At 63.9% G+C, this 23,379-nt stretch carries 25 protein-coding genes; 12 read left to right on the top strand and 13 right to left on the bottom strand.

Annotated elements, in window-relative coordinates; genetic code table 11:
• Positions 1 to 10: 10 nt before the first annotated feature.
• From MMAR10_RS12400 to MMAR10_RS12380, 5 genes are all read left to right on the top strand, one after another.
• On the top strand, positions 11 to 475 hold the full coding sequence (locus MMAR10_RS12400) for an iron-sulfur cluster assembly scaffold protein (RefSeq protein ID WP_011644332.1): 465 nt from the start codon (positions 11 to 13) through the stop codon (positions 473 to 475).
• A 148-nt stretch (positions 476 to 623) separates the two neighbouring features.
• Positions 624 to 992 (top strand): membrane protein insertion efficiency factor YidD, encoded by a 369-nt coding sequence (gene yidD / locus MMAR10_RS12395; RefSeq protein WP_011644331.1) that lies wholly within the window; start codon positions 624 to 626, stop codon positions 990 to 992.
• Positions 993 to 994: 2 nt separating this feature from the next.
• Positions 995 to 2,929 carry a threonine--tRNA ligase gene (thrS, locus tag MMAR10_RS12390; protein ID WP_011644330.1) on the top strand — a complete coding sequence of 645 codons (1,935 nt, stop codon included), beginning with the start codon at positions 995 to 997 and terminating at the stop codon, positions 2,927 to 2,929.
• Between the two features lie 15 nt (positions 2,930 to 2,944).
• Complete coding sequence (locus MMAR10_RS16405; protein ID WP_011644329.1) at positions 2,945 to 4,183, top strand: O-antigen ligase family protein; 1,239 nt, start codon at positions 2,945 to 2,947, stop codon at positions 4,181 to 4,183.
• Positions 4,096 to 5,169: a glycosyltransferase family 2 protein gene (locus MMAR10_RS12380; RefSeq protein WP_049755741.1), complete on the top strand. Its 1,074-nt coding sequence runs from the start codon at positions 4,096 to 4,098 to the stop codon at positions 5,167 to 5,169. The genes MMAR10_RS16405 and MMAR10_RS12380 overlap by 88 nt, the downstream gene beginning before the upstream one ends.
• On the opposite strand, the gene MMAR10_RS12375 is transcribed toward MMAR10_RS12380, so the two are convergent.
• Positions 5,132 to 6,043, bottom strand: a complete 912-nt coding sequence (locus MMAR10_RS12375; RefSeq protein ID WP_011644327.1) for a hydroxymethylglutaryl-CoA lyase — start codon at positions 6,041 to 6,043, stop codon at positions 5,132 to 5,134. The genes MMAR10_RS12380 and MMAR10_RS12375 overlap by 38 nt on opposite strands.
• Positions 6,027 to 7,940, bottom strand: coding sequence for an ArnT family glycosyltransferase (locus MMAR10_RS12370; protein WP_011644326.1), 1,914 nt, complete (start codon positions 7,938 to 7,940; stop codon positions 6,027 to 6,029). The genes MMAR10_RS12375 and MMAR10_RS12370 overlap by 17 nt, the downstream gene beginning before the upstream one ends.
• A 107-nt stretch (positions 7,941 to 8,047) precedes the next feature.
• Here MMAR10_RS12370 and MMAR10_RS12365 point away from each other — a divergent pair, with 107 nt between their 5' ends.
• Both MMAR10_RS12365 and MMAR10_RS12360 read left to right on the top strand, forming a co-directional pair.
• The gene (locus MMAR10_RS12365; protein ID WP_011644325.1) at positions 8,048 to 8,794 is read left to right on the top strand and encodes a glycosyltransferase family 2 protein; all 747 of its coding nucleotides are present in this window, start codon (positions 8,048 to 8,050) and stop codon (positions 8,792 to 8,794) included.
• A gap of 154 nt (positions 8,795 to 8,948) precedes the next feature.
• Complete coding sequence (locus tag MMAR10_RS12360) at positions 8,949 to 9,344, top strand: hypothetical protein (RefSeq protein ID WP_041636983.1); 396 nt, start codon at positions 8,949 to 8,951, stop codon at positions 9,342 to 9,344.
• Positions 9,345 to 9,427: 83 nt separating this feature from the next.
• Here the strand turns inward: MMAR10_RS12360 and MMAR10_RS12355 are convergent, their stop codons facing one another.
• Together MMAR10_RS12355 and phaR are read right to left on the bottom strand one after the other, a co-directional pair.
• Positions 9,428 to 9,757, bottom strand: coding sequence for a hypothetical protein (locus MMAR10_RS12355; RefSeq protein WP_011644323.1), 330 nt, complete (start codon positions 9,755 to 9,757; stop codon positions 9,428 to 9,430).
• A 191-nt stretch (positions 9,758 to 9,948) separates the two neighbouring features.
• Positions 9,949 to 10,557: a polyhydroxyalkanoate synthesis repressor PhaR gene (phaR, locus tag MMAR10_RS12350; RefSeq protein ID WP_011644322.1), complete on the bottom strand. Its 609-nt coding sequence runs from the start codon at positions 10,555 to 10,557 to the stop codon at positions 9,949 to 9,951.
• 168 nt (positions 10,558 to 10,725) lie between these two features.
• Here phaR and phbB point away from each other — a divergent pair, with 168 nt between their 5' ends.
• On the top strand, positions 10,726 to 11,451 hold the full coding sequence (phbB, locus tag MMAR10_RS12345; RefSeq protein WP_011644321.1) for an acetoacetyl-CoA reductase: 726 nt from the start codon (positions 10,726 to 10,728) through the stop codon (positions 11,449 to 11,451).
• A 117-nt stretch (positions 11,452 to 11,568) separates the two neighbouring features.
• Positions 11,569 to 12,243, top strand: coding sequence for a DUF4908 domain-containing protein (locus tag MMAR10_RS12340; RefSeq protein WP_190273923.1), 675 nt, complete (start codon positions 11,569 to 11,571; stop codon positions 12,241 to 12,243).
• Here the strand turns inward: MMAR10_RS12340 and MMAR10_RS12335 are convergent, their stop codons facing one another.
• Both MMAR10_RS12335 and gloB read right to left on the bottom strand, forming a co-directional pair.
• Positions 12,244 to 12,696 (bottom strand): cupin domain-containing protein, encoded by a 453-nt coding sequence (locus MMAR10_RS12335; RefSeq protein ID WP_011644319.1) that lies wholly within the window; start codon positions 12,694 to 12,696, stop codon positions 12,244 to 12,246.
• Entirely contained in the window at positions 12,693 to 13,463 is a 771-nt protein-coding gene (gene gloB, locus MMAR10_RS12330; protein ID WP_011644318.1) for a hydroxyacylglutathione hydrolase, read from the bottom strand. The genes MMAR10_RS12335 and gloB overlap by 4 nt, the downstream gene beginning before the upstream one ends.
• 93 nt (positions 13,464 to 13,556) lie before the next feature.
• Here gloB and MMAR10_RS12325 point away from each other — a divergent pair, with 93 nt between their 5' ends.
• Entirely contained in the window at positions 13,557 to 14,315 is a 759-nt protein-coding gene (locus MMAR10_RS12325; RefSeq protein WP_041636982.1) for a methyltransferase domain-containing protein, read from the top strand.
• A gap of 9 nt (positions 14,316 to 14,324) precedes the next feature.
• Positions 14,325 to 15,413: a histidinol-phosphate transaminase gene (gene hisC, locus MMAR10_RS12320; protein ID WP_011644316.1), complete on the top strand. Its 1,089-nt coding sequence runs from the start codon at positions 14,325 to 14,327 to the stop codon at positions 15,411 to 15,413.
• Here hisC and MMAR10_RS12315 read toward each other — a convergent pair.
• The 5 genes from MMAR10_RS12315 to ftsE all read right to left on the bottom strand — a co-directional run bounded on the left by MMAR10_RS12315 (position 15,410) and on the right by ftsE (position 19,596).
• Positions 15,410 to 16,420: a DUF2125 domain-containing protein gene (locus MMAR10_RS12315; RefSeq protein ID WP_011644315.1), complete on the bottom strand. Its 1,011-nt coding sequence runs from the start codon at positions 16,418 to 16,420 to the stop codon at positions 15,410 to 15,412. The genes hisC and MMAR10_RS12315 overlap by 4 nt on opposite strands.
• A gap of 2 nt (positions 16,421 to 16,422) precedes the next feature.
• Positions 16,423 to 17,157: a lysophospholipid acyltransferase family protein gene (locus MMAR10_RS12310; RefSeq protein WP_011644314.1), complete on the bottom strand. Its 735-nt coding sequence runs from the start codon at positions 17,155 to 17,157 to the stop codon at positions 16,423 to 16,425.
• On the bottom strand, positions 17,157 to 17,744 hold the full coding sequence (locus tag MMAR10_RS12305) for a YdcF family protein (RefSeq protein WP_011644313.1): 588 nt from the start codon (positions 17,742 to 17,744) through the stop codon (positions 17,157 to 17,159). Before MMAR10_RS12305 ends, MMAR10_RS12310 begins: the two co-directional genes overlap by 1 nt.
• A gap of 96 nt (positions 17,745 to 17,840) precedes the next feature.
• On the bottom strand, positions 17,841 to 18,749 hold the full coding sequence (locus MMAR10_RS12300) for a cell division protein FtsX (protein WP_233353829.1): 909 nt from the start codon (positions 18,747 to 18,749) through the stop codon (positions 17,841 to 17,843).
• Positions 18,739 to 19,596 carry a cell division ATP-binding protein FtsE gene (gene ftsE / locus MMAR10_RS12295; protein WP_011644311.1) on the bottom strand — a complete coding sequence of 286 codons (858 nt, stop codon included), beginning with the start codon at positions 19,594 to 19,596 and terminating at the stop codon, positions 18,739 to 18,741. The genes MMAR10_RS12300 and ftsE overlap by 11 nt, the downstream gene beginning before the upstream one ends.
• An 82-nt stretch (positions 19,597 to 19,678) precedes the next feature.
• Here ftsE and MMAR10_RS12290 point away from each other — a divergent pair, with 82 nt between their 5' ends.
• A complete protein-coding gene (locus tag MMAR10_RS12290; protein ID WP_011644310.1) occupies positions 19,679 to 20,572 on the top strand; it encodes a DUF3426 domain-containing protein in 894 nt (297 codons plus the stop codon).
• Positions 20,573 to 20,601: 29 nt separating this feature from the next.
• On the opposite strand, the gene MMAR10_RS12285 is transcribed toward MMAR10_RS12290, so the two are convergent.
• Both MMAR10_RS12285 and lptM read right to left on the bottom strand, forming a co-directional pair.
• Entirely contained in the window at positions 20,602 to 23,157 is a 2,556-nt protein-coding gene (locus tag MMAR10_RS12285) for a DUF4175 domain-containing protein (RefSeq protein ID WP_041636981.1), read from the bottom strand.
• Positions 23,158 to 23,237: 80 nt separating this feature from the next.
• Positions 23,238 to 23,375: an LPS translocon maturation chaperone LptM gene (gene lptM, locus MMAR10_RS17095; protein WP_190273922.1), complete on the bottom strand. Its 138-nt coding sequence runs from the start codon at positions 23,373 to 23,375 to the stop codon at positions 23,238 to 23,240.
• Positions 23,376 to 23,379 lie beyond the last annotated feature (4 nt).

Below are 23,379 nucleotides of genomic sequence, written 5' to 3'. Positions count from 1 at the left end.
TGTCGCCGACATGAGCAATGATCTCTACTCCAACGCCGTCCTGCGGCTGGCTGCGGATATTCCGCGTATCGGGCGTCTCGCCCGGCCGCACGCGTCTGCCCGCAAGGTATCGCGGCTGTGCGGATCGGAGATCGAGGTTGATATCGCCATGGCCGGGACCCGGGTTGGTGACCTGGCGCTGCGTGTGAAGGCCTGTGCCCTGGGCCAGGCCTCCGCGGCCATTCTCGGTCGCCATGTGATCGGCGCGTCCCAGAAAGACCTCGTCATGGCCCGTGACCAGCTCAAGGCGATGTTGAAACAGGGCAAGCCGGCGCCAAAAGGGCGCTTCGCTGAACTGGCCCTGCTGGAAAGCGCGCGCGCCTATCCGGCCCGGCACCAGTCGATCATGCTGGCCTTTGAGGCTGTTGTTGACGCTGCGGCCACTGCGACGCGCGGCCGCGCGGCCACACCGCAAAACACCCCGCTGACTGGCTAGGGCCGTCCGCTCCTGCCGCGCCGGCAGGGTGCGGTGGACGGTCCGCAAGGCAAGCAACCTCACCCCGATACTTTACTGCGGTCCGCGAAACGCGCTTCATGTCCACAGTGGACAGCGCGCACGGCGGCGTTAAAAGGCTTGATTCCATATGCGTTCACGCGAACGGAAATGGGGGCTGGAAAGCCCGGTTGCCGGCATCATGCTGATTGGACTTCGTGCCTATCAGCTGACCCTGTCACCGGTTTTTTATGCCCTTGGTATCCGCTGCCGGCATGAACCAACCTGCTCGCATTACTCCATGGACGCGATCCGCGCCCAAGGACCCTGGCGCGGCGGCTGGTTGACGCTGGGGCGGCTGGGCCGATGCCGGCCCGGCGGCACATTCGGTGTCGATCCGGCCCCGCGCGAACAAAATGAAGCGCCCTGGTGGGCGGTCTGGCGATTCAGATCGAAACCGGGACGCATGACGGATGACAGGCTTCCGCCGGCAGACCGCGCCGACGACAAGGACATGTGACAATGATCAATGTGACGCTTCCCGACGGATCCAAACGCGAATTGCCCGATGGCGCTTCCCCGCTGGACCTCGCGGCGGATATCTCCAAATCCCTCGCCAAGGCCGCCATCATCGCGACGGTGGATGGTCAGGACTGGGACCTGAAGCGTCCGCTCGATGGTGATGCCCAGGTGGCCATCATCACGCGCAAGGATGACAAGGCCCTCGAGGTGATCCGCCACGACACGGCCCACATTCTCGCCCAGGCGGTACAGGACCTCTTCCCCGGCACGCAGGTCACGATCGGCCCGGCCATCGAGGATGGCTTCTATTACGACTTCGCCCGCAGCGAACCTTTTACGCCGGAAGATTTCGAGGCGATCGAAAAGCGCATGGGCGAGATTGTCGATGCCGACCTGCCCTTCGAGCGCGAAGTCTGGGACCGCAATGACGCCATCGCCAAGTTCGAAGAGATGGGTGAGGCCTACAAGGCCGAGCTGATCCGCGATCTGCCGGAAGACGAGACGATCACCATCTATCGTCAGGGCGAGTGGTTTGATCTCTGCCTCGGGCCGCATTTGCCCTCGACGGGCAAGATCGGCAAGGCGTTTAAGCTGATGAAGGTAGCCGGCGCTTATTGGCGCGGCGATCACCGCAACGCCATGCTGCAGCGGATCTACGGCACGGCCTGGGCCGATGACAAACAGCTCAAGGCGCATCTGCATCGTATCGAAGAGGCCGAGAAGCGCGACCACCGCAAACTCGGCAAGCAGATGGAACTCTTCCATTTCCAGGAAGAAGCCCAGGGCCAGGTGTTCTGGCATCCCAATGGCTGGCGGCTCTATCGCACGGTGACCAGCTATATGCGTCGCCGCCTCGAGGCTGCCGGCTATGTCGAGATCCGGACGCCGCAATTGATGGATCGCAAGTTCTGGGAAGCTTCGGGCCACTGGGACAAGTATCGCGAGAACATGTTCATCTCCTCGATCGACCAGGAAGAAAAAGTCCTGGCCGTGAAGCCAATGAACTGCCCCTGTCACGTCCAGGTCTTCAATCAGGGCCAGAAATCCTATCGCGACCTGCCCTTGCGCATGGCCGAATTCGGCTCGTGTCACCGTTATGAGCCGTCCGGCTCGCTGCACGGTCTGATGCGGGTGCGCGGCTTTGTGCAGGACGACGCGCACATTTTCTGTACCAGCGACCAGATCACGGCGGAAGTCAGCGACTTCTGTGAGCTTCTGAAATCCGTTTATGCCGATTTCGGTTTCGAGGAGCCCCGCATCAAGTTCTCTGATCGCCCCGAACAGCGGGTTGGTTCGGACGAGGTCTGGGACCAGGCGGAAGCCTCGCTCAAGGCCGCGGCCGAAGCCTCAGGTCTCGACTATGAATACAATCCGGGTGATGGCGCCTTCTACGGACCCAAGCTCGACTTTGTGGTCAAGGATGCGATCGGCCGCGAATGGCAGACGGGTACGATCCAGTGCGACTTCAACCTGCCGGAGCGCCTCGACGCCAGCTTTATTGGCGATGACAGCGAGAAGCACCGCCCGGTCATGCTGCACCGGGCCATTCTCGGCTCGCTGGAGCGTTTCCTCGGCGTGTTGATCGAAAGCTATGCCGGCAAGCTGCCCTTCTGGCTGGCACCGCGTCAGGTCGTGATCGCCACGATCACGTCGGATGCCGATGGCTATGCCGAAGAGGTCAAGGCCGCGATGGTGAAGGCCGGGCTCCATGCCGAGACCGATCTGCGCAACGAAAAGATCAACTATAAGGTTCGCGAGCATTCGGTCGGCAAGGTGCCGGTGATCGCTGTTGTCGGTCGCAAGGAAGCCGAGGACGGCACGCTGGCCCTGCGCTTCCTTGGCGAAGGCGGCAAGACACAGGAAATCCTGTCGCTCGCCGACGCCATTGCCCGCTTGAGCGAGGACGCCAAGGCGCCCGACCTCAAGCGCGTCTAGGTACAGGAAACCGCGATGCAGCGTGGCGAAACCCGAGCGGGATGGGCAGGCCTGTTGGCCTTTGCCTTTGCCTTCCCGTTCGGGGTCGCCGGCAGCTTGATGATTGCGCCCTGGGTGTCGTTACTCGCGATCCTTGCCTTTCCGGTCCATACGTCCTTCTGGCGACCCGAACGGCCACCTTGGGCGCTGTTTGTTGCGGCCGGTTTCCTGGGCTGGGCCCTTATCAGCTATCTGTGGTCGCCGCACGATGATCCTGGCCAGATCTGGCGAACCGGGCTCGGCGTTCCGCTTTACATCCTGTTCGCGATCCGGGTCGGGCAGGTCGACGGGCCGTGGCAGCGTCGTATCGAAGCGGCCATGCTGTTCGCGGTGATCGCGTTGGGCCTGTTCCTGTTTTCCGAGACGGTGTTTGACGGAGCTGCAACACGCGGCTTCAAGCTGGGCGCCGAGGAGCATCACGACCTGTCCGAATTCAGCATCGACGTTCTCGTCAATCGCAGCCTGGGTCACGCTGCGGTACCGCTCCTGTTATTGAGCATGCCGGTCGCCCTGATCAGCTGGCGAGAGGGCGGGCCCGTTGTCGGAATTGTCGTGATGTTGCTGGCAGGCGTTGCCGCTTTCAGCTTCGAGACGCAAGTGAACATGGTCGCGTTCGTGCTGGGCTCGGTTGCAGCGTTGCTGACGGCGTTCTGGCCGCGGACGATGCTGGCCAGCCTGTTCGGTCTGCTGGCTGGCGGCGTCATCGTGCTGCCTCTCATCATGCCCGGCCTTATCGATGTGATACCTGACAGTTGGCGCTCTGCTCTGCCCGCATCGTTTGAGTGGCGGCTGCAGATATGGAGCTATACCGGTGATCTGATCCGCGAACAGCCGTGGTTCGGCTATGGCCTTGATGCTTCCCGGCCACTTAACGGGGAGGCCGAAGTGTTTGCGTTCGGCGAGTTGCATAGTGTCGAGGCCTTGCCGATGCACCCACACAATGCCACTCTGCACGTCTGGCTTGAGACCGGGGCGGTCGGAGCCGCGCTATTGGCTGGCGTACTTGTCGCTTTGGGGGGACGGATCGCCGCCGCACAACAGCTCTCGCGGTTGCAGGCTGTTGGCGTGGCCTGGGTGGTCGTGGTTTACGTGTCTCTGATAGTTTTCTCCTACGGGGTCTGGCAGGAATGGCACCAAGGGACAGTGGCGTTGGCAGCAACGAGCGTGTTCTTCCTCGCAGCCCGGAAACGGGCGCGACCGATCAGCCACGCCTGAGTGTCGTCACTGTTTCATGGCAGACCGGCCCGCGCCTGATTGAGGCTGTTGCTTCAATCCTCGCAGCGCCGGGCGTTGATGAATTCGTTCTCGTCAATCACGGAAATCCGCCCGAACTGATCCAGTCCTTGCGCGCCATGGCCGCTGACAAGGATAATTTCGTGCTGGTCGAAACCGGATCGAATCTGGGTTTCGCTCGCGGCTGCAATATTGGTGCGCAACGGGCGAGCGGGGATGTCGTGCTATTCCTCAATCCCGACGCTGTGCTGGCCAAGGGCGTGGCAAGTCGACTGAAACGCTCGGCCGGTGAGCTCGGCGACAGCATCTGGGCGGTCGGCGCGCGGATCACCAATCCGGACGGCAGCGAGCAACGCGGTGGGCGCCGCGGAGAATTGACGCCGCGATCGGCAATGATCGCCTTTCTGGGGCTCGACCGCTTCATCCCGGCCTTCAAGGGGATGCATCTGGAAAAAGAAGAATTGCCCGACGAAATCGTGCCCGTTCCGGTCGTCTCCGGGGCTGCCATGCTGATGCCGCGGCGCGGATTCCTGCAGATGGGTGGCTTTGACGAGCGCTATTTCCTGCATGTCGAGGATATCGACATCTGCCGCAAGGTGCGCGAATGCGGTGGCACGGTGTGGTTCGAACCGCGGGCGTCGATCGTTCATTATGGCGGGACCAGCCAGTCCAGCCCCTTCTTCGTCGAGACCCACAAGGCGCTCGGCTTCATCAAGTATTTCTGGAAATACTATCCCGGCGCTCTCGAGCGGCTGACCACCATGGCGATGATCGGCCCGATTTTCGGAGCGATCTGGGGCCGGATCACCATGATCCAGATTCGCGACCAGCTCCGACTGGTCACCCGTCGCCGCAAGGCCTTTGCCCGCTTGCGCCGGCTTGAGACGCATCGCGCCAGGCAGCAGCCTGACGGTCGGTCATCAAAAGCGACTAGCTCGGCGCCGGTGTCGGAAAACCGCCCGCTCTAGACAGGGCGCTGTCGACCGGGTGTTTCAACCCGTCGCTTTCCAGCCATTTGGCCGTTTCGATCAGCTTGCCGAGGTCGAGCCCGGTTTCGAAACCGCCGCGTTCGAGCATGTAGACCACATCCTCGGTCGCCACATTGCCGGTCGCCGCCGGGGCGAACGGACAGCCGCCAATGCCGCCGACCGAGGCGTCGATCACATCGACGCCGGCTTCCACCGCAGCGTAGATATTGGCCATGGCCGTATTGCGCGTGTTGTGGAAATGCATGCGGATTTTCATGTCACCGCTTTGCGCGCGAACAAGGTCCAGCATCCGGCGAACCGCCCAAGGATCGGCCACACCGATCGTGTCGCCCATCGCGAACTCGACCGCGCCCGCCGCTTTTGCTCGGGCGGCGAGTTGAGCCACGACATTGGCGTCGACCTCGCCGTCAAACGGGTCGCCAAAGGCCACCGATACCGTCACCGAGACCGGCACACCCTCATCATGGGCCAGCACGGCAATCCGGTCGAACAGGTCGGCGGTCTCGTCCGGCGTGGCGTTCTGGTTCTTCAGACCAAAGCCGGGCGAGGCGACCATCACGTAATTGACCTCGTCACAGCCGTTCTCCAGCGCCCGCCGCATGCCGCGCTCATTGAGCGCCAGGCCGATATATTTCACCCCGTCCTGACGCGGCACGCGCTGCATCACAGCATCACTGTCGGCCATCGCCGGAACCAGCTTGGGATGGACAAAGCTCGCCGCCTCCATGCGCCGCACCCCGGCCGCGACCAGACGCTCGATGAACTCGATCTTGGTATCCGTCGACATCATCGCCGGATCATTCTGCAACCCGTCCCGTGGTCCGACTTCAACGATTTCAATCTTGCGGGTCATTGGGGGTGTCCTCTGGGGCGCAGCGGGTGAACAGGATAACCAGCACGGTATTGGTTCCACGCGCGTAATTGGTGCCGGATGCAAGCGTGTGGTGGCAGACACCCAATTCTCTCATCCAGGCGAGCCGCTCGCCGCGAAGGCGGTCTGCCGCCATCCAAGGCGGCTCTTGCGGGACAGGGGAAGAGAATTCAGGCCGCCATTCGGTTGCGATCATTTCCAGTCTCAACTCATAGACCGAACGCGCCTCGGTTCTCAGATCGGCCCGTAGCTCCGCATCCCGTGACAGGTCCAGCACCAACATCGTTGGCTCGTCCCGGCCCTCGGCAAAGGCCAAGACTTCTTCGGTTGTCCCCAACACCGTGTCCGAACCCAGCGAGAAGGCGAGGCTGGGTTCGGTGAAGCTGGAGGCCGTCACGATGTCCTCGGGCGACAAGCCGGTGATCGTCTCCGAATAGGCCCGGGCGGCACGTACCTGATCGGCCAGGCGGACCGCATAAGCTTCAGCGAACGCCCCCGAACGCGCCGCGACCTGCCAGCCCAAACCGGACAGGACGGCAAAGACAAGCGCCAGAACGCCCGGGCGCAACCGGTCGGTGGTCAGGGTCGCCGCTGACAGGGCCAGGAAGAGCGCGCCCGATCCGAACACCCAGGCGGCGGCATATGGGTCCAGTCCCAACTGGAAGCCGCCCTCAAAGCCGGCCTGGGCGAGGCGGATGGCGTCCCAACTGGCATTATTGCCATAGGTGATGAAGACATAGGGAAGAAAGATCGCGAACACGCCCGCGCCGATCGCGAACAGGGCCCAGCCGGCCAAGCGTTGCCAGTGCGCGGCCTTGCCCAGCTCGACCAGCCCCCAGCCTGCCGCCAGTGCCAGCGCCGGATAGAGCGGCAGGACGTAGTGAGGCAGCTTGGTCGGCAGGAGCTCGAACAGGACCCAGGTCGGGACCGCCCAGGCGATCAGGAAACGGGCGGCTGAAGCCAGGCGGTCATCATCGCCTCGCAGCGCCGAAACCATCCGACCCGCGCCAGGGATGAGGAAGAGCGTCGCCGGGAAGAAGAGCACAGGAAGAACCAGAAGATGATAGCCGGGAAGACCCCCATGTCGCTCATGGCCTGACACCAGCTTGGGACCAAGATCTCCGACGAGCGCGTCGCGCAGGAAAGCTCCATCGGTTGCGAGCTGGATCGAGATCAGCCAGGGCAGGACAATCAGGCCGGTGAGGATCGGTCCCCACCAGACCAGGACCGGTTTCAGCCAGGCGATCTTGCGCTCCCAGACCACCAGGGTGAGGACGGACACGCCGGCCACCATCGGGGCGACGGGCCCCTTGATCAATACGCCCAGCCCGATGGCTGACCAGAACAGCAAGGCCGTCCGCCAGCCGGGCCGATCACCGCTGCGCGCATTGGCCAGCGCGGCCATCGCCAGCGTTGTGACACCGACCAACACCCCGTCAGTCTTGGCGATCCCGCCTTCTATGCCCAACAGGACGGTGGTTGCCAGCAGGGCGGCACCGGCAAAAGCGGCTTCGCGACCGACCAGTCGCTGCCCGGCCCAGAAGGTGGCCAACGCGGCCAGGATCGCGCCGAGCACTGACGGCAGGCGGTAGGCCCAGATCTGGCGGTCACCGGCGTCAGAGGTCAGCGCGACGGCAGCGGCCTGCAGCCAGTAAATGCCGACCGGCTTCTTGTTGCGCGGCTCGTCGAGATAATTGATCTCGATGTAATTGCCGGTCTCGAGCATCTGCGCCGTGGCCTGGGCATAGCGGCTTTCGTCACGGTCGATTGGTGGCAGGGTGAAGACGCCGGCCAGGGCCGAAAGCGCTGCCAACAGGCCGATGACCCACCAGGCGCGCATCCCACGGGCAAGATCGGTCATCAAATCGGATCGGACCATGTCCGCCAACACCCTCTCTTGGAGCGCGGGATGAGAAATCCCTCGCGTCTTCAGTGAAACCCGGTATGTAACGGGCATCCTGTTATCGCAAGCTCAAGCAGACACCTATGAGCCAATCCGCGCCAAATTCTCCCGATATTTCAGTTGTTGTCCCGGCCTATAACGAGGCTGGCAATGTTGTGCCGCTGGCGCGCGAAATCGCGACGGCGCTGGCCGGTCGCGATTTCGAAATCCTGTTCGTGGACGACTGTTCGACTGACACCACCCGCCAGGAACTGGTCGACGCCAAGGCCGAGCTGCCGATGCTCAGGGTGATCGCGCACCGTCACAATGCCGGCCAGTCACGCTCGGTGCGGACCGGTATCATGCATGCCCGTGGAGCGGTGGTGTGTACTGTGGATGGGGATGGCCAGAACCCGCCGGTCGACTTGCCGACTGTGATCGATGCGCTGACACGTGCCGATGCTCCGGCCAATCTGGGCCTGGTCGGTGGCGACCGTTCGGCCAACCGTCAGGACTCGGCCTGGAAGAAATTCGCCTCCCGCTTCGGTAATGGCCTGCGAAAGGCCATGCTCAATGACAATTGCAATGATACCGGCTGTGGCCTGAAGGCCTTCAAACGGTCGGCCTATCTGGAACTGCCCTTCTTCGATCACCAGCATCGTTTCCTGCCCGCATTGATGATCCGCGAGGGCTATGTGTGTGAATTCAGGCCGGTCACCCACCGTCACCGCACCATCGGAACGTCGAAATATACGAATTTTGGCCGTCTTTTCGCCTCACTGACAGACATGATGGGCGTGATGTGGTTAAATTCACGCGCGCGCAATTCTCGCGGCAGCGATGAAGTCTGAGCGACGCAACTTGTTTTCGAAGCGAGTCAGGTGACCGCTTCACAACCGGGGAGAGTGTCCGATGGCCGGTGGCGGGGATAACGGCGTATTGTTAGGTATGACGGCGGCCAATCAAGCCCAGAGACGGGGCGGTCGCGGTAATGGGGGAGGTTCCATGTTCAACGTATTTCCACTTTTGATCATTCCGGTGGTCATCTACACGATTGTTGCCTACACGACCGGCGCTGACATGAGCGAAGGCCTGTTCGAGGTGAACATGGTGTCCGGCACGCTGGCCATCTCGAAGGGTGATCTTCTGGTCATTCTCGGCATGATCATGCTCTTCATGGAGCTGATCAAGGCGGCCGGATCGGGCACTGCGACGATCATCAATCACGGCCTGTCGATGATGATCTTTGTCATCGCCATGGCGCTTTTCCTGCTGGTCGGTCACTTTGCGACCTCGACCTTCTTCCTGCTGACTTTGATGGCCCTGATGGACACCGTTGCCGGTTTCGTCGTTACCATCGTGGCAGCCCGACGCGACCTTGCGGTCGGCGGCGAAGGCTGATCAGAGCAGAACGAAAAGAAGTCCGGCGCCAAGGCTCACATCGAGCCAGAAGCCATATCGCCGGGCCTGGACAACAGCGATTGTCATGCGCGCCGCTCCCACATCGGGGGCGGCGTTTTCTTGTCGCTGGCCGCTGCGTAAGTGCGACGGAAGCGCTCGATCTCGCTGGCTTCCGCCTTGAGACCGCGACGCGGGGCGTCACCAATAATCTGGACCATGACTTCCGCCGTGGCAGGACGGGCCCTCACAAACGAACGGTCGCTTTCGCGCTCCGACGTCTGCGGGGTCGGGACGATGACGAGGGCCCGGTCCTGCCGCGGCGGACGATCCTGCGAACCGCGCACACGAGCAGCCGGCTCAATACGCCGGCTGGTCGGGGTCGGGACAGAATATGCGCTGCGGATCGTGGTCATGCCCTCTCCATCGCAAGCCGGATGCCAACTCTTAATGAGAAGTTAACCATGATTCTGGCCGCAAATGCGGCGTTTTGGGCAGATCACAAAGCAAAACCGGCCCGCGAGGCGGGCCGGTTGGCTCATTTCGGTACGATTTTGTTAACCCTGTGAGGGGGTTGTGCCAGGTGCGTGCGGATCGGACCAGGCGATCACTTTTTGTCGAGCAATTCGTCCATCTTCGCCCGAAGCCCGTCGAGTTCCTCACGCAGGGCAGACAGGTCGTCAGGCTTGCCGGTTGTGGCGCCGTCATCGGTAGCGGGCTCGGACGCAGCGGCCGCACTGGGCATGGCACCGGCGCTGAACGGCGTGAACATGCGCATGGTCTGGCCGAACAATTCCATGTTGCGGCGGGTCTGTTCCTCCAGCATGGCCATGGTGGCCTGCGGCGATCCCATCGCGTCGGTCATCTTGTCGCGAAACTCTTCCTGCTGCTGCGAGAAGGAGTTCATCGACATCTGGAGATAGCCCGGAACGACGCTCTGCAGGCTGTCGCCATAAAAGCCGATCAGCTGGCGCAGGAAGTCCACCGGCAGGAGATTGGCGCCGCGGGATTCTTCTTCGAAGATGATCTGGGCCAGCACACCGCGTGTCAGGTCATCGCCGCTCTTGGCGTCGACAACCTGGAAATCGGTGCCCTTTTTCACCAGGTCCCGCAGGTAGTCCAGCGTGACGTACTGGCTGGTCGAGGTGTCGTAGAGGCGGCGGTTCGCGTACTTCTTGATCACGATGCCCGCGGCTTTGCCGGTCGATTTTGTCACCACAAACTCCCCTGTTAGCGCCGAGATAAATGTCGAGATTGTCTTGCGTTCGACTTGGGCGCATTACATTTTCATGTAAGGGTTTACGCGCTCAAGGCGGTGTGCTGCAAGCGCGAACGCATACGGCGGCAAAGCCGAGGCGAAACAGATGGGCTCCGGGGGACGATCATGACACGAACGGCACTGGTTACAGGCGGCACGCGCGGCATCGGTGGTGCCATCAGCATGGCATTGAAGTCGGCGGGTCACACGGTGGTGGCCAATTATGCGGGTAATGAAGAAGTCGCCCGCGCTTTCGCCGATGCAACAGGTATCAAGGTGGTCAAATTCGATGTCGGCGACTTCCAGTCCTCGACGGATGGCTTGGCGAAGGCCGAAGAGCTGGCCGGTGCGCCAATCGACATCCTGGTCAACAATGCCGGCATCACCCGTGACACGATGTTCCACAAGATGAGCAAGGCGCAGTGGGACGAGGTGGTCAATGTGGACCTGGGGTCGATGTTCAACGTGACCCGACCGCTGATCGACGGCCTGCGTGAGCGCGGTTGGGGCCGGATCATCAATATCTCGTCGATCAATGGTCAGAAGGGCCAGATGGGCCAGGTGAACTACTCCGCCGCCAAGGCGGGCGTGATCGGTTTCACCAAGGCGCTGGCCCAGGAAACTGCCCGCAAGGGGATCACGGTCAACTGCATCACGCCGGGATATATCAACACCGAGATGGTCGCTGCGGTGCCGGAAAAAGTGCTGGCAAGCATTGTCGCGGGCATTCCGGTCGGACGCCTCGGCGAAGCCGATGAAATCGGCGCGCTTTGCGTCTACCTGTCGAGCGAGGAGGCGGGATTTGTGACCGGCTCCACGTTGACGATCAATGGTGGTCAGTACCTCGCCTGACATGAAATCCAGTTCTGCCCCAAATTTGCCGTCTTGCCAGTCATTATGCGTGTCGGGATGACGCGTTGGTTGATAGCCATACTGATCGCCGCACTGGCTGCAGGCGCCGCAACAGGGATGCAAAATCCCCTGCGTGACCGCCTGTTGCGCAATGAGCGGACACAACAGGTGTCCGGCTGGTTCCAGCGTGCCGACACAGGTGAATTCTTCCTGTTTGACCGGTCCGGTGATGCGGCGCTTCTGCAGGAGCGTGACGCCCCGGACAGCGAAGTCCTGGTGCTCTACCCGGATCGCGCGCCGGGCGGCGGGACGGCTTTCATTACGGATACTGGACGCGAAGTCATCCGCCTGACCGGCCTTGGCGGTGCCACCTATTTCCCGCGCACATCCCCGGACGGTGTGATCGCCGATTTTGCCAGTCCGGCCGGTGCTCTGGCTCCGCCGCCGCGCTCGCCTGACGAAGTGCGTGAACGGGCCGAAGAACTGGCCAGTGAAATGGCGGCCGCGCTCGACCGGTCGATCTCGATCACCTACGCCCCGGCGCCGCGGGCCGGGTTGGGTGTGCAGTACGACACCCTGCATGTGATCGCGCGGGCCTTCGATGCAGTACGGGGAGAGCGGCGGCGTTTGCGCGGTGTCGAACATGTCCGGATTGACCTGGGAGAGACCCCGGCGGCCTATCGGCAGGAGTCGACGCTGGTTGTGGTGATTGCGCCGCTGCTCGGTTATTCGGGTCGCCCGTCCTCGGAATTCATCGGCCAGGTCCTGCTCAGCGATCCCGGCGCAATCTGACTATCCCTGCCCCGGTGACCAGTCCGGCGGTGCCAGCTCAAATCCTTCAAAATGGAAACCCGGTGCCACGGTGCAGCCGACCAGTGTCCACTGTCCTGTGGACCTGGCGCTTTGCCAGGCGCCCTCCGGGACAATGCCTTGCGGTAGCTGCCCGTTTGCCAGGTCGGGGCCGAGTAGAAGCGTTGTTGCCGACTGTCCGTCCACACTGACCCCCAGATCGAGCGGCGAGCCGGCATGCCAGTGCCAGATTTCAACCGCATCGACCCGGTGCCAGTGGGAGTGTTCGCCGGTAGCGAGCAGATAATATATCGCGGTTGAGCGGTCGCGCCCGCCCGCCGGGTCCGGGTCGCGCAGGGTCTCGACATACCAGCCCCCCTCCGGATGCGGCTGCATTCCGAGCGTGTCGACAATGCGCCGGGCATCGTCGGGCAGGGCCGGTTCGGGGGCGCTCAAAACGAGTCCTTCCGGCGCCGGATTTCGGCAAACACCTCTTCATCGTCATCATGTTCCATGCCCAGCCGGGCACGAATGGCCGGATCGTCGGGGCGGAGGAAGGGATTGGCCGCCTTTTCGGCTGCGATCGTCGTCGGAACAGTCGGTTCGCCGCGGGCGCGCTCACCCTCGACCATGGCGGCGTAGACCTGAAGGTCGTGATTATCCGGATCAATGCTCAACGCGAAACGGGCATTGGCCTCGGTATATTCATGCGCGCAGTAGATGCGGGTCTCGTCAGGCAGGGCGGCAAGCCGGGACAGGGAGTGCCACATCTCGGCCGGCGTGCCCTCGAACAGGCGACCACATCCCAAGGCAAACAGCGTGTCTCCAACAAAGGCAATGCCGTCCATTGGCATGTGGTAGCAGACATGCCCCATGGTGTGGCCGGGCGTGTAGAATACTTTGGCCTTGTGGTCGCCCAGGCTGATCACGTCACCATCCTCGACCTCCATCGAAATTCCCGGAATGCGATGCCGGTCATACCGGGGCGCGACGACCTTTGCGCCGGTCAGGGCCTGGATGGTCTCATTGCCACCGGCATGGTCGAAATGGTGATGGGTGTTCCAGATCTGAGTGATCGACCACCCGGCTTGATCAGCCTCGTTCAGGATCACATCCGCGTCGGGCGTGTCGATGGTGGCGGTCTCTCCGCTGTCGGGGTCATGGATGAGGAAACCGTAATTGTCGGAAAGGCAGGGAAACTGCCGGATAAGGAGTTCGCTCATTGTCCAAATGTCCGCTTGCGCTAGGCTGTCATCATCGGTTCCGCCCATTGGGGCGCTGATCAGGAACTTAGGCATCGTGCGGGAGTGTGGCCAGTGCGCCGTGACGTCCTTGAACTCGACCGTTTCTATCGCAGCCGCCAGGGGCAGGCGGCGCATCGCATGATCGCGCGCCGCCTGAGCTCGATCTGGCCGGATGTGACCGCGCTCGACGTGCTGGGTATCGGCTTTGCCAATCCCTATCTCGATGTCTGGCAGGGCAAGGCGCGGCGGTGCGTGTCGCTGACGCCGGCCGCCCAGGGCGCTATCGTATCCGGGCCGTCCGGTGTGCCGACTGCGCTGGGGGATGAGACACACCTTCCCTTCCAGGAGGCGTTGTTCGATCGTGTCCTGCTTGTTCATGCGCTCGAGGAGACGGACTCGCTGCCGGTGCTCCTGCGCGAAGTCTGGCGCGTGCTGGCACCCGAAGGCCGTCTCTTGATCGTGTCCCCGTCGAGGGCCGGGATCTGGGCCTGGCTCGACTCCACGCCCTTCGGCCATGGGCGCCCCTTTACCCGCGGTCAGCTGACCCGCCTGCTGGATGACGCGCTGCTGGTTCCGACCGCCTGGTCGCGGGCCCTGTACGCGCCGCCGTGGGGCTGGAGCACGCATCGACGGGTCGCCAATCTGTGGGAAGAGGTCGGGGAGTATGCCTGGCCGGCGCTGGGTGGGTTGATCCTGGTGGAAGCGGTCAAGCACAATGCGGCCGTCACGCCGGGGCTTCGCACTGCGCGTGTGAGCAGGACAGCACTTGAAGGTCAGCGCCAGCCCGCGCTATCTCCCCGGCACGGGGCCCGACGGGCCCGAAGGGATTGAGGAGTTATCATGGCCATCGAACCTCGCGCGGGCATTCTGGACATCCGTCCTTACAAGCCGGGCTCCTCCGAAGCGCCCGGGATTGAGAACCCGGTCAAGCTGTCCTCCAACGAGAATGCGCTGGGCTGTTCTGACAAGGCCGCGGCCGCGATGACGGCGACTGCGTCGAAACTCCACCTCTATCCGGATGGCGGCGCCACCAAGCTGCGCGAAGCGATTGCGGAAGCCGAAGGCCTGGAAGCGGAAAACATTGTTTGCGGCACCGGGTCCGACGAACTCCTGCAACTCCTTGGTCGCGCTTACCTCAATCCCGGCGACAAGGTCGTCCAGTCGCAGTACGGATTCTTGGTCTACCGTTTGGTGGCCATGCAGTGCGGTGCCAATTTGGTGTCCGCACCGGAGCGGGACTATCGCTCGGACGTTGATGCCATCCTCGAGGCGGCCGGCGATGACACCCGGATCGTCTTCCTCGCCAATCCCAACAATCCGACCGGCACCTATATTTCCGCTGCCGAAGTCCGCCGCCTGCGCGATGGACTGCCGGCGTCGACCTTGCTGGTTCTGGATGCCGCCTATGCGGAGTTCGTGGACAATCCCGACTATGAAGCCGGGATCGAACTCGCCCGGGAGCGCGATGATGTGATTGTCACGCGCACATTCTCGAAAATCCACGGTCTGGCGGCGCTGCGTCTCGGCTGGGCCTATGGCAACAAGGCGATCATCGACGTGCTGCACCGTGTGCGCGGCCCGTTCAACGTCAACATGGCTGCGATCGAAGCCGGCACCGCGGCGATCCAGGACCGGGACTTCATGAAGCGCTCGGTCGAGCACAACGAGGAGTGGGTTGCCTTCTTGCGTCAGCAAATCGGCGGGCTGGGTCTGGAAGTGACACCCAGTGTCTGCAATTTCGTGCTGATCCATTTCCCCGAGACACCCGGAAAGACGGCCGCAGATGCCGACGCCTATCTGACGTCCCAGGGGCTGATCATCCGTGCAGTTGATCCGTATGGCCTGCCCAATGCGCTGCGGGCCACGGTCGGCAGCGAGACGGAAAACCGGCGTCTGGTCGACGCCCTGTCGACCTTCATGAAGGCCTAGTCTTCCAGGCCGCCCAGCCGGGCCGGACCGAGATAGACGCCGCCATCGCGAATGCGGAAGGGCAGGGACACGCCTTCCGGTCCCCGCGGTGCCATCATCGCGGCGACCCGTAGCGCTTCGCGGTTCTGCTCGGGGATAAGCCCGGCTTCCACCAGGGCCTCGGCCAGCGTGTCAGGGTCGGTGACCCGCAAGGACAGGCGACCGTCCGGACGCGCCATCCGGTCGACCGTGAATTCGCCGACGGCGGTGAGGTCGGCCGGTCCCCACTGCAGACCGGCATCGGTGATGTCCAGACGACCGCCGGCCTGGCTCCAGGCCATGGCGTCGGCATTCCGGGCCAGAGACGACCATTCGGTAACCGTGAACTCCAGCCGGGCCATTGCCAGCGTCTCACCGAAGGCCCGTTCAACGTCCGGGTCGAGCACGCCTGGTGCCGCGATCACATTCTCAGCCATGCCGCGAACGCGCAGCGTGTTGTCGGTTGCAACGACGCCATTGAGATAGAGCGCGCCGATCGAACGAATGTCCGGGGCGTCGCCGGCACGTGTGACAACTGTGAGATCGACCAGGTCGGCACCGACCCGGGTAGTCTCTCCGGCATCGTCGTAGACGAGGCTGACGCGGGCATCGCTGGCGTCCAGTTCCAGGCGGCTGCCGGGCGCGTTCAGATCATCGAGAAAGGCCGGCCCGCCAAAGCGGACGATCCAGTGTGACAGGTCGTAGGGCACGGCATGGGCCTGCAGGCTGGCCAGTTCCGCGTGCCAGCCGCCATCGCTGGCCGGCGCCGTGATGTTCGGCTCGCGGAAGGTGATCTGGAAACGATAGGGGTAGCCCGACACGGTCAAGGCTTCGCGCTCGATCACATAGCCGGCGGCTTCCTGGTCAGCGACCCAGTCCTCCACGGCCGCCCGGATCTGGGTCGAGGCATAGAACCAGTAGGCCGAATAGAGCACGAACACGAAAAGGATCGCGCCGAACGGCAGGATGAAACGCAAACGCCCGTCCATGATCAGGTCTCTTTCTCGGTGGCCGGCTGTCCTGCCGCCAGAAGCGCATCGGTGGCGGTGTTGATGCGCTGGTGAAGCTGCTGCATGAAGCGGGCCTTGTCGAGCCCGGGCGCGATCGGCTCCAGGAATTCGACCACGATCCGGCCGGGCTTGCGCAAGCCGCAATAGGTCTGCAGGTGGACGCCGGAATTTAGCGCAACCGGAATGCACGGCTTGCCCATCGACTTGTAGAGGCCGGCAATTCCCGGCTTCAGCTCGGGGGCTTCGCCGGGCATGACCCGCGTTCCTTCCGGAAAGATCAGGACCTGGCGGTTTTCGCTGCCGCGGGCTGCTGCATCACGCAACATGCCTTTCAGTGCCTTGCCACCGCCTTTGCGGTCGATCGAGATATTGCCGAGCTTGACCGCGAACCAGCCGAAAATTGGCATGTAGACCAGCGACTTCTTCAGGATGATCGCCGGATCTGGCAGGATTTCCCAGAAGGCCAGAGTTTCCCACATGCTCATATGCTTGGAGGCGACCAGGGCGCCGCCGCTGGTGAGATGCTCGCGGCCGCGCACTTCGAAGGTTACGCCCATGATCCAGCGCATGCCGAACCAGACCACCTTGAGATAGGCGCGCAGGATGCCGCGGGCCCAGGACCTCGGGCCGAGCAGGAAAGGTGTTCCGGCCAGGCCGAACACGATCATCAGCCCGTACATCCAGATGTAGAAAATGAGGGATCGCAAAAAGCGCATCAGGCGTCTTCCGTCTGCGAGGTCAGCGAGTGTCTCAGCTGGACCGTCGTGTACTTGGCGTATTCCTGGAGCCAGAGCCTCAGGGCGCCGACATCCTGCCAGGGGGCCTGCGTGCGAACAGGGTAGGGGATCAGGTCAACGCCGGGCATGTGGCTGCGAAACTCCAGGAGACTGCGGGGCAGATGATAGTCTGAGGTGACGATGATCAAGCGATCATAACCGTTCGCCTGCACATAGGCGGCGGCTTCGCGGGCATTGCCGACGGTATCGGTTGCCTCACGCCCCAGGGTGACACAACAGCTGAAGGCGTCGTCGCCCAACCCGGTCTGGCGGCGAATGTCGGCAGTCGTGACTGACGGGTGGACGCCGGAAATCATCAGGTGCGACGCCCGGCCGTCCTGCAATAACTCACCACCTGCCGAGAGCCGTCCGGCATCCCCGGTCAGGACAATGATGGCATCGACCGTGTTGTCTGTGGCCGGCAGGTCATACCCGGTGACCTTCCCGGCATAGGCGGCAAAACCGATCATGCTCGCCAGGACGACGACAAAACACAGGCCTCGCAGCCAGAGCCAGCTCTGTTTCATGCCGCTCTCCAATATGGTCTGGCCGCCGGGCGGCCGGACAGGTCGAACCTCGCCAACATCAAGACTCCCGTGCGAAGCAGGCGGATTTATGGTCGGTCACCAGCGCCCCCGCAGATCGGAAGCCACCGCCAGACGTGCAGAGATGGCGGCGGTGATGCCGGCCAGCAAGGGGGCGATCGCAAGCAGCACGAACTCGAACGGATCCGACGCCCATTGCGGCAGGAAGAATGCCATGTCGGCCGGCGCGTCGCCGAGGCTGACAAGGATCGACACGAGGCCGGCAAAGACAGCCCCCGCGACCCCGGACTTCAGGCCCAGCATGAAAAAACGGCGCTGGAACAGGCCGGCAATGAAACGGTCTTCGGCGCCACAAAGATGCAGGGCGTCAATCACGTCCAACCGGGCCGCGAGACTGGCACGGGCTGCGAAGGCGATCACTGCGGCAGCGGCGCCGGCGAGCAGGGCGAGCAGTCCGAGGCCGAGCGCCTGCGCCGTCCCGGCCGCGCGGCGAACGGCATTGGCCCAGCGCCCGTGATCATCAATCCGGGCCGCCATGCCCTCGGCGTCGAGTTGCGCCTGCAATGTTGCGGTGTCGATCACGCTGCCCGAGCGCGTGCGCACATCGACCAGGAGTGGCAGGGGCAGGTCGTCGGGCAGGTTGCCCTCGCCCAGCCAGGGTGTCAGCAGGGCCAGCGCATGGTCGCGGCCGCGCGCGGTCGCCTGCTCCACACCTTCAATCGCGGCGGCAAGTTCAGCCGCGCGCACGGCATCGGCATCGGCATCACGTCCTTCGACCGGGCGGACCTGGATGGTGAGTGATGTTTCCAGATCGGTCGTCCAGCTTTGCGCTTGCAGCCAGGCTCCGCGCGCGCCAAGGGCTGCGATGCAGGCGAGGAAGACGAGGATGGCGGCGACAACGAAGAGCGGGCGGTCACGGCCGGCATCGGGGGGGAGCAGTCGTCCATTCCCGCCGGAGGGCGGTTTGGGCAGGGCGTCAGTCATCATTCCCCCCGTCACTGTCATCCCCATCAGGCCCGCTGGCCGTATCGGACGGGTCGTGGATGCGGGGGGCGGCTGCTGCCGGTGCGGCCGCAATACGGTCGGCCTCTGCCTCAGCCTCAGCCTCTGCCTCAGCCTCTGCCTCAGCTTCTTCCCGCATGCGCTGGCGGACGCTGCGTGGCGGGCGGATGTGAAGATGCCCGTTGGAGAGCGTCATCACCGGGGCATCCAGCATGCGCACCAATTGCAGGTCATGGGTGGCGATGATGATGGTGGTGCCCAGCTTGTTCAGCTCGGTGAACAGGCGCAGCAGGCGCATCCCCATTTCCGGATCGACATTGCCGGTCGGCTCGTCGGCGATCAGGACTTCGGGCTGGCCGACCACCGCGCGGGCAATGGCCACGCGTTGCTGCTCGCCGCCTGACAGGGTCGCCGGCAGGGCGTTCATCTTGTCGCCCAGTCCGACCCAGGCCAGCAGTTCGGCGACATCCTCGGCATAGTCCTGGCGCTTGCGGCCGGCGACGCGCAGCGGCAGGGCAACATTGTCGAACACATTCATGTGGCCGAGCAGGCGGAATTCCTGGAACACCACGCCGACCCGTCGACGCAGGTCCGGCAGCTCGTTGCGGGGCAGGGTCGCGGCATCGCGGCCGAAATAGCTGATCAGTCCGCGCGACGGTTTGGCGGCCAGATAAATCAGTCGCAGCAGCGAGGTTTTGCCGGCTCCGGACGGCCCGGTGAGGAATTGGAAAGAACCGCGTGGTAAATCAAAGGACAAATCGCGCAGAATCTCGGGTCCCCGGCCATACCGCATGCCGACATTGTCGAAGCGGATAACCGGCTCCGGGTCCATGTGCGGCGACTGGGATGAACTCGAAACGATGGAAATCCTCCATGGGGACGGGTGAGCCGAAGAAGATGTGTAGACGACTCATATGAGCATAGTACTCAGCTGTCCGTCATGTACCACGCGTTACCGTGCCAATCCCAATGCGATTGGCACGAACGGCCGTCGTGTACGCTGCGCCTCCTGCGGTCATGTCTGGACGGCCGAGGTCGAGGATCCCAGCGATCTGCCAAGCCTGCAACCCGCCCCGCCGGTTACGCCCGAGGCGCCGGCCGAAGAGGCCGGGGCCGAGAAAAAAGTCCACACTGCTTTTCGCGAGCGTCAGGAAAAGAAACGCCGGACCCTGTCGGCCGCCGCTGCCGGCGGCGCCTGGGGCGGGCTGGTCACAGCCTGCGCGGTGCTGTTCGTCTGTGCCTGGATTTTCCGCGTCGACATCGTGACCCTGTGGCCGCGCGCCTCGTCGGCCTATGCGGCGGTCGGCACATCGGTCAATCCCTGGGGCTATGATGTCGGTGAGCTGGACGTCACCCGCGAGGTCGATCATGGCGTGCCGTTGCTGGTGGTTACCGGTGATGTGCACAATTTCGACCGCCGCGCTCGCGCCATCCCCTCATTGCGCGCCATCCTGCGCGACGCGCAGGGCGAAGCCGTGCTGGAATGGACGATCTCCATGCCGGCCGGGCGACTGGATGCCGGCCGTCGCCAGGAATTTCGCACCGTAGTCTCAGACCCGCCGCCGGAGGCGGTTGAGGTCGAGGTGGTGCTGATGGAGATGCCCGCCCACGGCAATGCTGTCCAGGACGGACATGGCGACGGTGCCGGCCACGCGCCGGAACACGGGCATGGCGCTGAAGCCGGCGCGCCCGCCCATGACGCAGCCGATGATCATGCGCAGCCGGATGCCGAGGACACTGAGGCGGCTCACGGCGCTCCCGCAGATACCCATGCGGCTGCCGAGCCGGTCCCGACAGACCATCACTGACCTGGCGTGCAGCGGATCAGTTTCCTGATTCAGAACCGGTCGAGCAGGCGCTCGATATAGTCGAGCTCTTCCTGGGGGCGGCCGGCTTCGGCGGCGCGGCGGCGGAGTTCTTCCAGGATGTCCCTTGCGCGTGCCCGGCTCATTTCATCGGGGACTTCGACGCCGGATCCATCCGCGAACGCGCCTTCGGCCGGGCGGCCCAGCGGGTCGCGATTGTCTTCGCCTTCGCCCATCTGGCTGCCATTCTCCTGCATCCGCTCAAGCAGTTCCCGGGCAAGTTGCTCGGCGCCGGACCGCAGGTCTGCCAGGGCTTGCTCCTGCGCTGCGAGGGCACCATCGGTATCGCCATTGCGCAGGGCTTCTTCAGCCTGGCGCATGGCTTCACCGGCACCGCCCATGGCTTCTTCGCCATTGCCGGGCAGGGCGTCGGCAGACTCGGAGAAACGCTGGGCCAATTGCCCCTGGGCATCGGCGAGGGCCTGGGCACTCTGGCCTCCACCGCTCTGGTTCTCGGCCAGCGATTGCGGACCGTCGCCGGACTGGGGCCCCTGTTGCTGCTGACCCGATGAATTGCCCGATTGCGGCTGGCTGGCTCCGCCTTCCTGTTCGGACAGGCCGAACGTCTGGTCCTGGAGATTACGCTGTTCGCCGATCACTTCGCCCAATTCCTCGAGCGCCTCGGCAATGGCTTCGGAGATCGGGTCGCTGGGCTGGCTCTCACCTTCGCCCTGACCCAATTGCATCTGCATGTTGCGCAGCATTTCCGACAGGGCAGCGAGGGCCTGGCGGGCATCGGCGGTATTGCCCAGCTCGGCCGCGTCACGCAGCGCGTCGAGCATTTCCTGCAGGCCTTCGGAATTCAGGTTCGGGCCCTGTCCGCCTTCGGCGAAATTGCCATCCTCGGCGGCCTCACGGGCCATCGCCGCCATATAGTTCTGCATGGCTTCCTGGTAGGCCTCGAACAGGGCTGCCAGCTCGGTCTCGTCGGCACCGCGTGCCAAGGCTTCCATCAAGGCGCGTTCGGCAGCCCGCAAGGCCGCTTCGGCGTCGGCAAGCGAGCCCAGCTCGGCACGCAGAGCGATCTGCCAGAGGTCGCCCTCCAGATCACCCAGCGCTGCCTGGTCTCGCTGGCGACGCAGCCTGTGCAGCGCTTCGCGCAGACCGAGATAGACGATGGGATCGTCGAAAAAATATTCCGGCGCATCCGAGATCGCTGCGAGGCTGCGGGCGACATGTTGCAGGCCTTCGGGAGCCCGCTCGATGCGGCGGGCCGGGTTCTCGGTGAAATAGGCGGGACCGGTCGGGACGTCCTCGGCATACAGGGGTGCGGGTTCCTCGAGCGGCGCATAGGCCGCATCGGCGGCCATCACATCACGGCGCTGTTCGGCAATTGCGCGGGCCAGTGAATCCAGGAAAACGCGGGCCGGCAGGGTGATGCCCAGTTCCGGCGACCGTCCGGCATTGCCGGCGGCATCGGTGGCGACCAGACGGATTTCGACACGGCTGCCGGCAAGAGGGTGACGGGCTGTCTCCAGCAGGGTCGACATGGCGTCGGTTTCGCCGCTGGGCACGACCGCATTGGTGTCGATCTCAAGTGTCTGCCAGGCGGCGTCATTTTCGTCTTCGGGGCGGAGCTCGAGCGCATAGCCGGTCGCGCCATAATCATCGGTGACCGTGAAGTCCAGATCGAGTTCGCCGGCGGCAGTCGAGTCCGGCACCTGGGTCAGGCGCACGCGTGGCGGCATGTCAGGGGTGACGCGGATCGACCAGGTTTCGCGAGTGCCGGGCGCGGCAAGACGCAGGTTGGCGTCCAGATCGACGGGTTGGCGCAGTTCCCAGACACTGTCGCCTATCTCATTGGCCGAGGCGCGTTGTCGTCCGTCGCTGTCGCGCAGGGTCAGGGTCGGCTGGCGCCGGGATCCGGCGATACGGGCGACGAAGGTCGAACCGGCCGGAACGGTGGCTGTCCGGTTGTCGTCCGCCAGGAAGATCGGCGCCCGGCCGGTATAGGCGGGCGGGTCGATCCAGGCATCTATCGACAGGGTCTGGCCACCGGCGATGATCTGCCTCGGCGAAAAGGCTTCTCCGACCCGGTCGCGAGCGGCGGGGCCAGCGATCAGCCAGCTGGTGATGAGACCGAGACCCAACATGCCGCGCAGGGCGAAGCGGTCGAGGCGGGCCCAGGCAGCGCGCGGGCGGCGGGCACGCGCTGCGGCCAGGCGGGCCGCCATGCGCGTTTGATGCTCGGTCCAGACCCGGAGCGCGATCGGGTCGTCATCGCTCGGGCGGTCGGTGAGCGCTTCGTGCGGCCGTGCCGTGATGTGGCTGTCGGTTTCGACCCGGCGAGCTGTGTCGTCGGCGTCCGGCCAGCGAAAGGCGCTCACACCGGGTCTGGTCAGCCAGACCGCGAGGATGAAGGTCACGACGGCGTAGATTGCCCGCCAAGGGTCGCCGAACATGTCCCAGACGCCCAGCAGTGCGACAATCACAAAGCTGGCGACCCAGGCCATGGCCGGCCAGACAACCGGAACCGACCGCTCCCAGACGAGCGAAAACCAGGCGAGGATCAAGGACGTACGACGCATGGCGTGAAAACTACCACGGTGCAGCGGAATAACGAGGCTCCGATGCATTACACTTTGGTGAGCCGCTTGGGCATGACGGGCTATTCGTCGGTCTCGTCTTCAGCGGCAGGCGGGTCACCCCAGAGAGGGTCGGGGCGGTCCAGATTACCGCGCAGGCCGCAGGCCGCGACGGCGAGCGCGCTGAGCGCGACAAGTGTGAATGTGGCCAGACGTTTCATCGCA

Origin of the sequence: Maricaulis maris MCS10, assembly GCF_000014745.1 — a bacterium.
GTDB lineage: Bacteria > Pseudomonadota > Alphaproteobacteria > Caulobacterales > Maricaulaceae > Maricaulis > Maricaulis maris_A.
This window is presented reverse-complemented; position numbering and strand designations above follow the sequence as displayed.

Excerpts from the sequence above, each read along its gene's own strand:
- MMAR10_RS12315 (WP_011644315.1), bottom strand. The coding sequence starts at position 16,420 with ATGGACGGGCGTTTGCGTTTCATCCTGCCGTTCGGCGCGATCCTTTTC.
- MMAR10_RS12310 (WP_011644314.1), bottom strand. The coding sequence starts at position 17,157 with ATGCGCTTTTTGCGATCCCTCATTTTCTACATCTGGATGTACGGGCTG.
- MMAR10_RS12370 (WP_011644326.1), bottom strand. The coding sequence starts at position 7,940 with ATGGTCCGATCCGATTTGATGACCGATCTTGCCCGTGGGATGCGCGCC.
- MMAR10_RS12360 (WP_041636983.1), top strand. The coding sequence starts at position 8,949 with ATGTTCAACGTATTTCCACTTTTGATCATTCCGGTGGTCATCTACACG.
- thrS (WP_011644330.1), top strand. The coding sequence starts at position 995 with ATGATCAATGTGACGCTTCCCGACGGATCCAAACGCGAATTGCCCGAT.
- hisC (WP_011644316.1), top strand. The coding sequence starts at position 14,325 with ATGGCCATCGAACCTCGCGCGGGCATTCTGGACATCCGTCCTTACAAG.
- ftsE (WP_011644311.1), bottom strand. The coding sequence starts at position 19,596 with ATGGACCCGGAGCCGGTTATCCGCTTCGACAATGTCGGCATGCGGTAT.
- MMAR10_RS12365 (WP_011644325.1), top strand. The coding sequence starts at position 8,048 with ATGAGCCAATCCGCGCCAAATTCTCCCGATATTTCAGTTGTTGTCCCG.
- MMAR10_RS12375 (WP_011644327.1), bottom strand. The coding sequence starts at position 6,043 with ATGACCCGCAAGATTGAAATCGTTGAAGTCGGACCACGGGACGGGTTG.
- yidD (WP_011644331.1), top strand. The coding sequence starts at position 624 with ATGCGTTCACGCGAACGGAAATGGGGGCTGGAAAGCCCGGTTGCCGGC.
- gloB (WP_011644318.1), bottom strand. The coding sequence starts at position 13,463 with ATGAGCGAACTCCTTATCCGGCAGTTTCCCTGCCTTTCCGACAATTAC.
- MMAR10_RS16405 (WP_011644329.1), top strand. The coding sequence starts at position 2,945 with ATGCAGCGTGGCGAAACCCGAGCGGGATGGGCAGGCCTGTTGGCCTTT.
- MMAR10_RS12305 (WP_011644313.1), bottom strand. The coding sequence starts at position 17,744 with ATGAAACAGAGCTGGCTCTGGCTGCGAGGCCTGTGTTTTGTCGTCGTC.
- MMAR10_RS12400 (WP_011644332.1), top strand. The coding sequence starts at position 11 with ATGAGCAATGATCTCTACTCCAACGCCGTCCTGCGGCTGGCTGCGGAT.
- MMAR10_RS12380 (WP_049755741.1), top strand. The coding sequence starts at position 4,096 with ATGGCACCAAGGGACAGTGGCGTTGGCAGCAACGAGCGTGTTCTTCCT.
- MMAR10_RS12355 (WP_011644323.1), bottom strand. The coding sequence starts at position 9,757 with ATGACCACGATCCGCAGCGCATATTCTGTCCCGACCCCGACCAGCCGG.
- MMAR10_RS12300 (WP_233353829.1), bottom strand. The coding sequence starts at position 18,749 with ATGATGACTGACGCCCTGCCCAAACCGCCCTCCGGCGGGAATGGACGA.
- lptM (WP_190273922.1), bottom strand. The coding sequence starts at position 23,375 with ATGAAACGTCTGGCCACATTCACACTTGTCGCGCTCAGCGCGCTCGCC.
- MMAR10_RS12285 (WP_041636981.1), bottom strand. The coding sequence starts at position 23,157 with ATGCGTCGTACGTCCTTGATCCTCGCCTGGTTTTCGCTCGTCTGGGAG.
- MMAR10_RS12340 (WP_190273923.1), top strand. The coding sequence starts at position 11,569 with ATGCAAAATCCCCTGCGTGACCGCCTGTTGCGCAATGAGCGGACACAA.
- MMAR10_RS12290 (WP_011644310.1), top strand. The coding sequence starts at position 19,679 with ATGAGCATAGTACTCAGCTGTCCGTCATGTACCACGCGTTACCGTGCC.
- phbB (WP_011644321.1), top strand. The coding sequence starts at position 10,726 with ATGACACGAACGGCACTGGTTACAGGCGGCACGCGCGGCATCGGTGGT.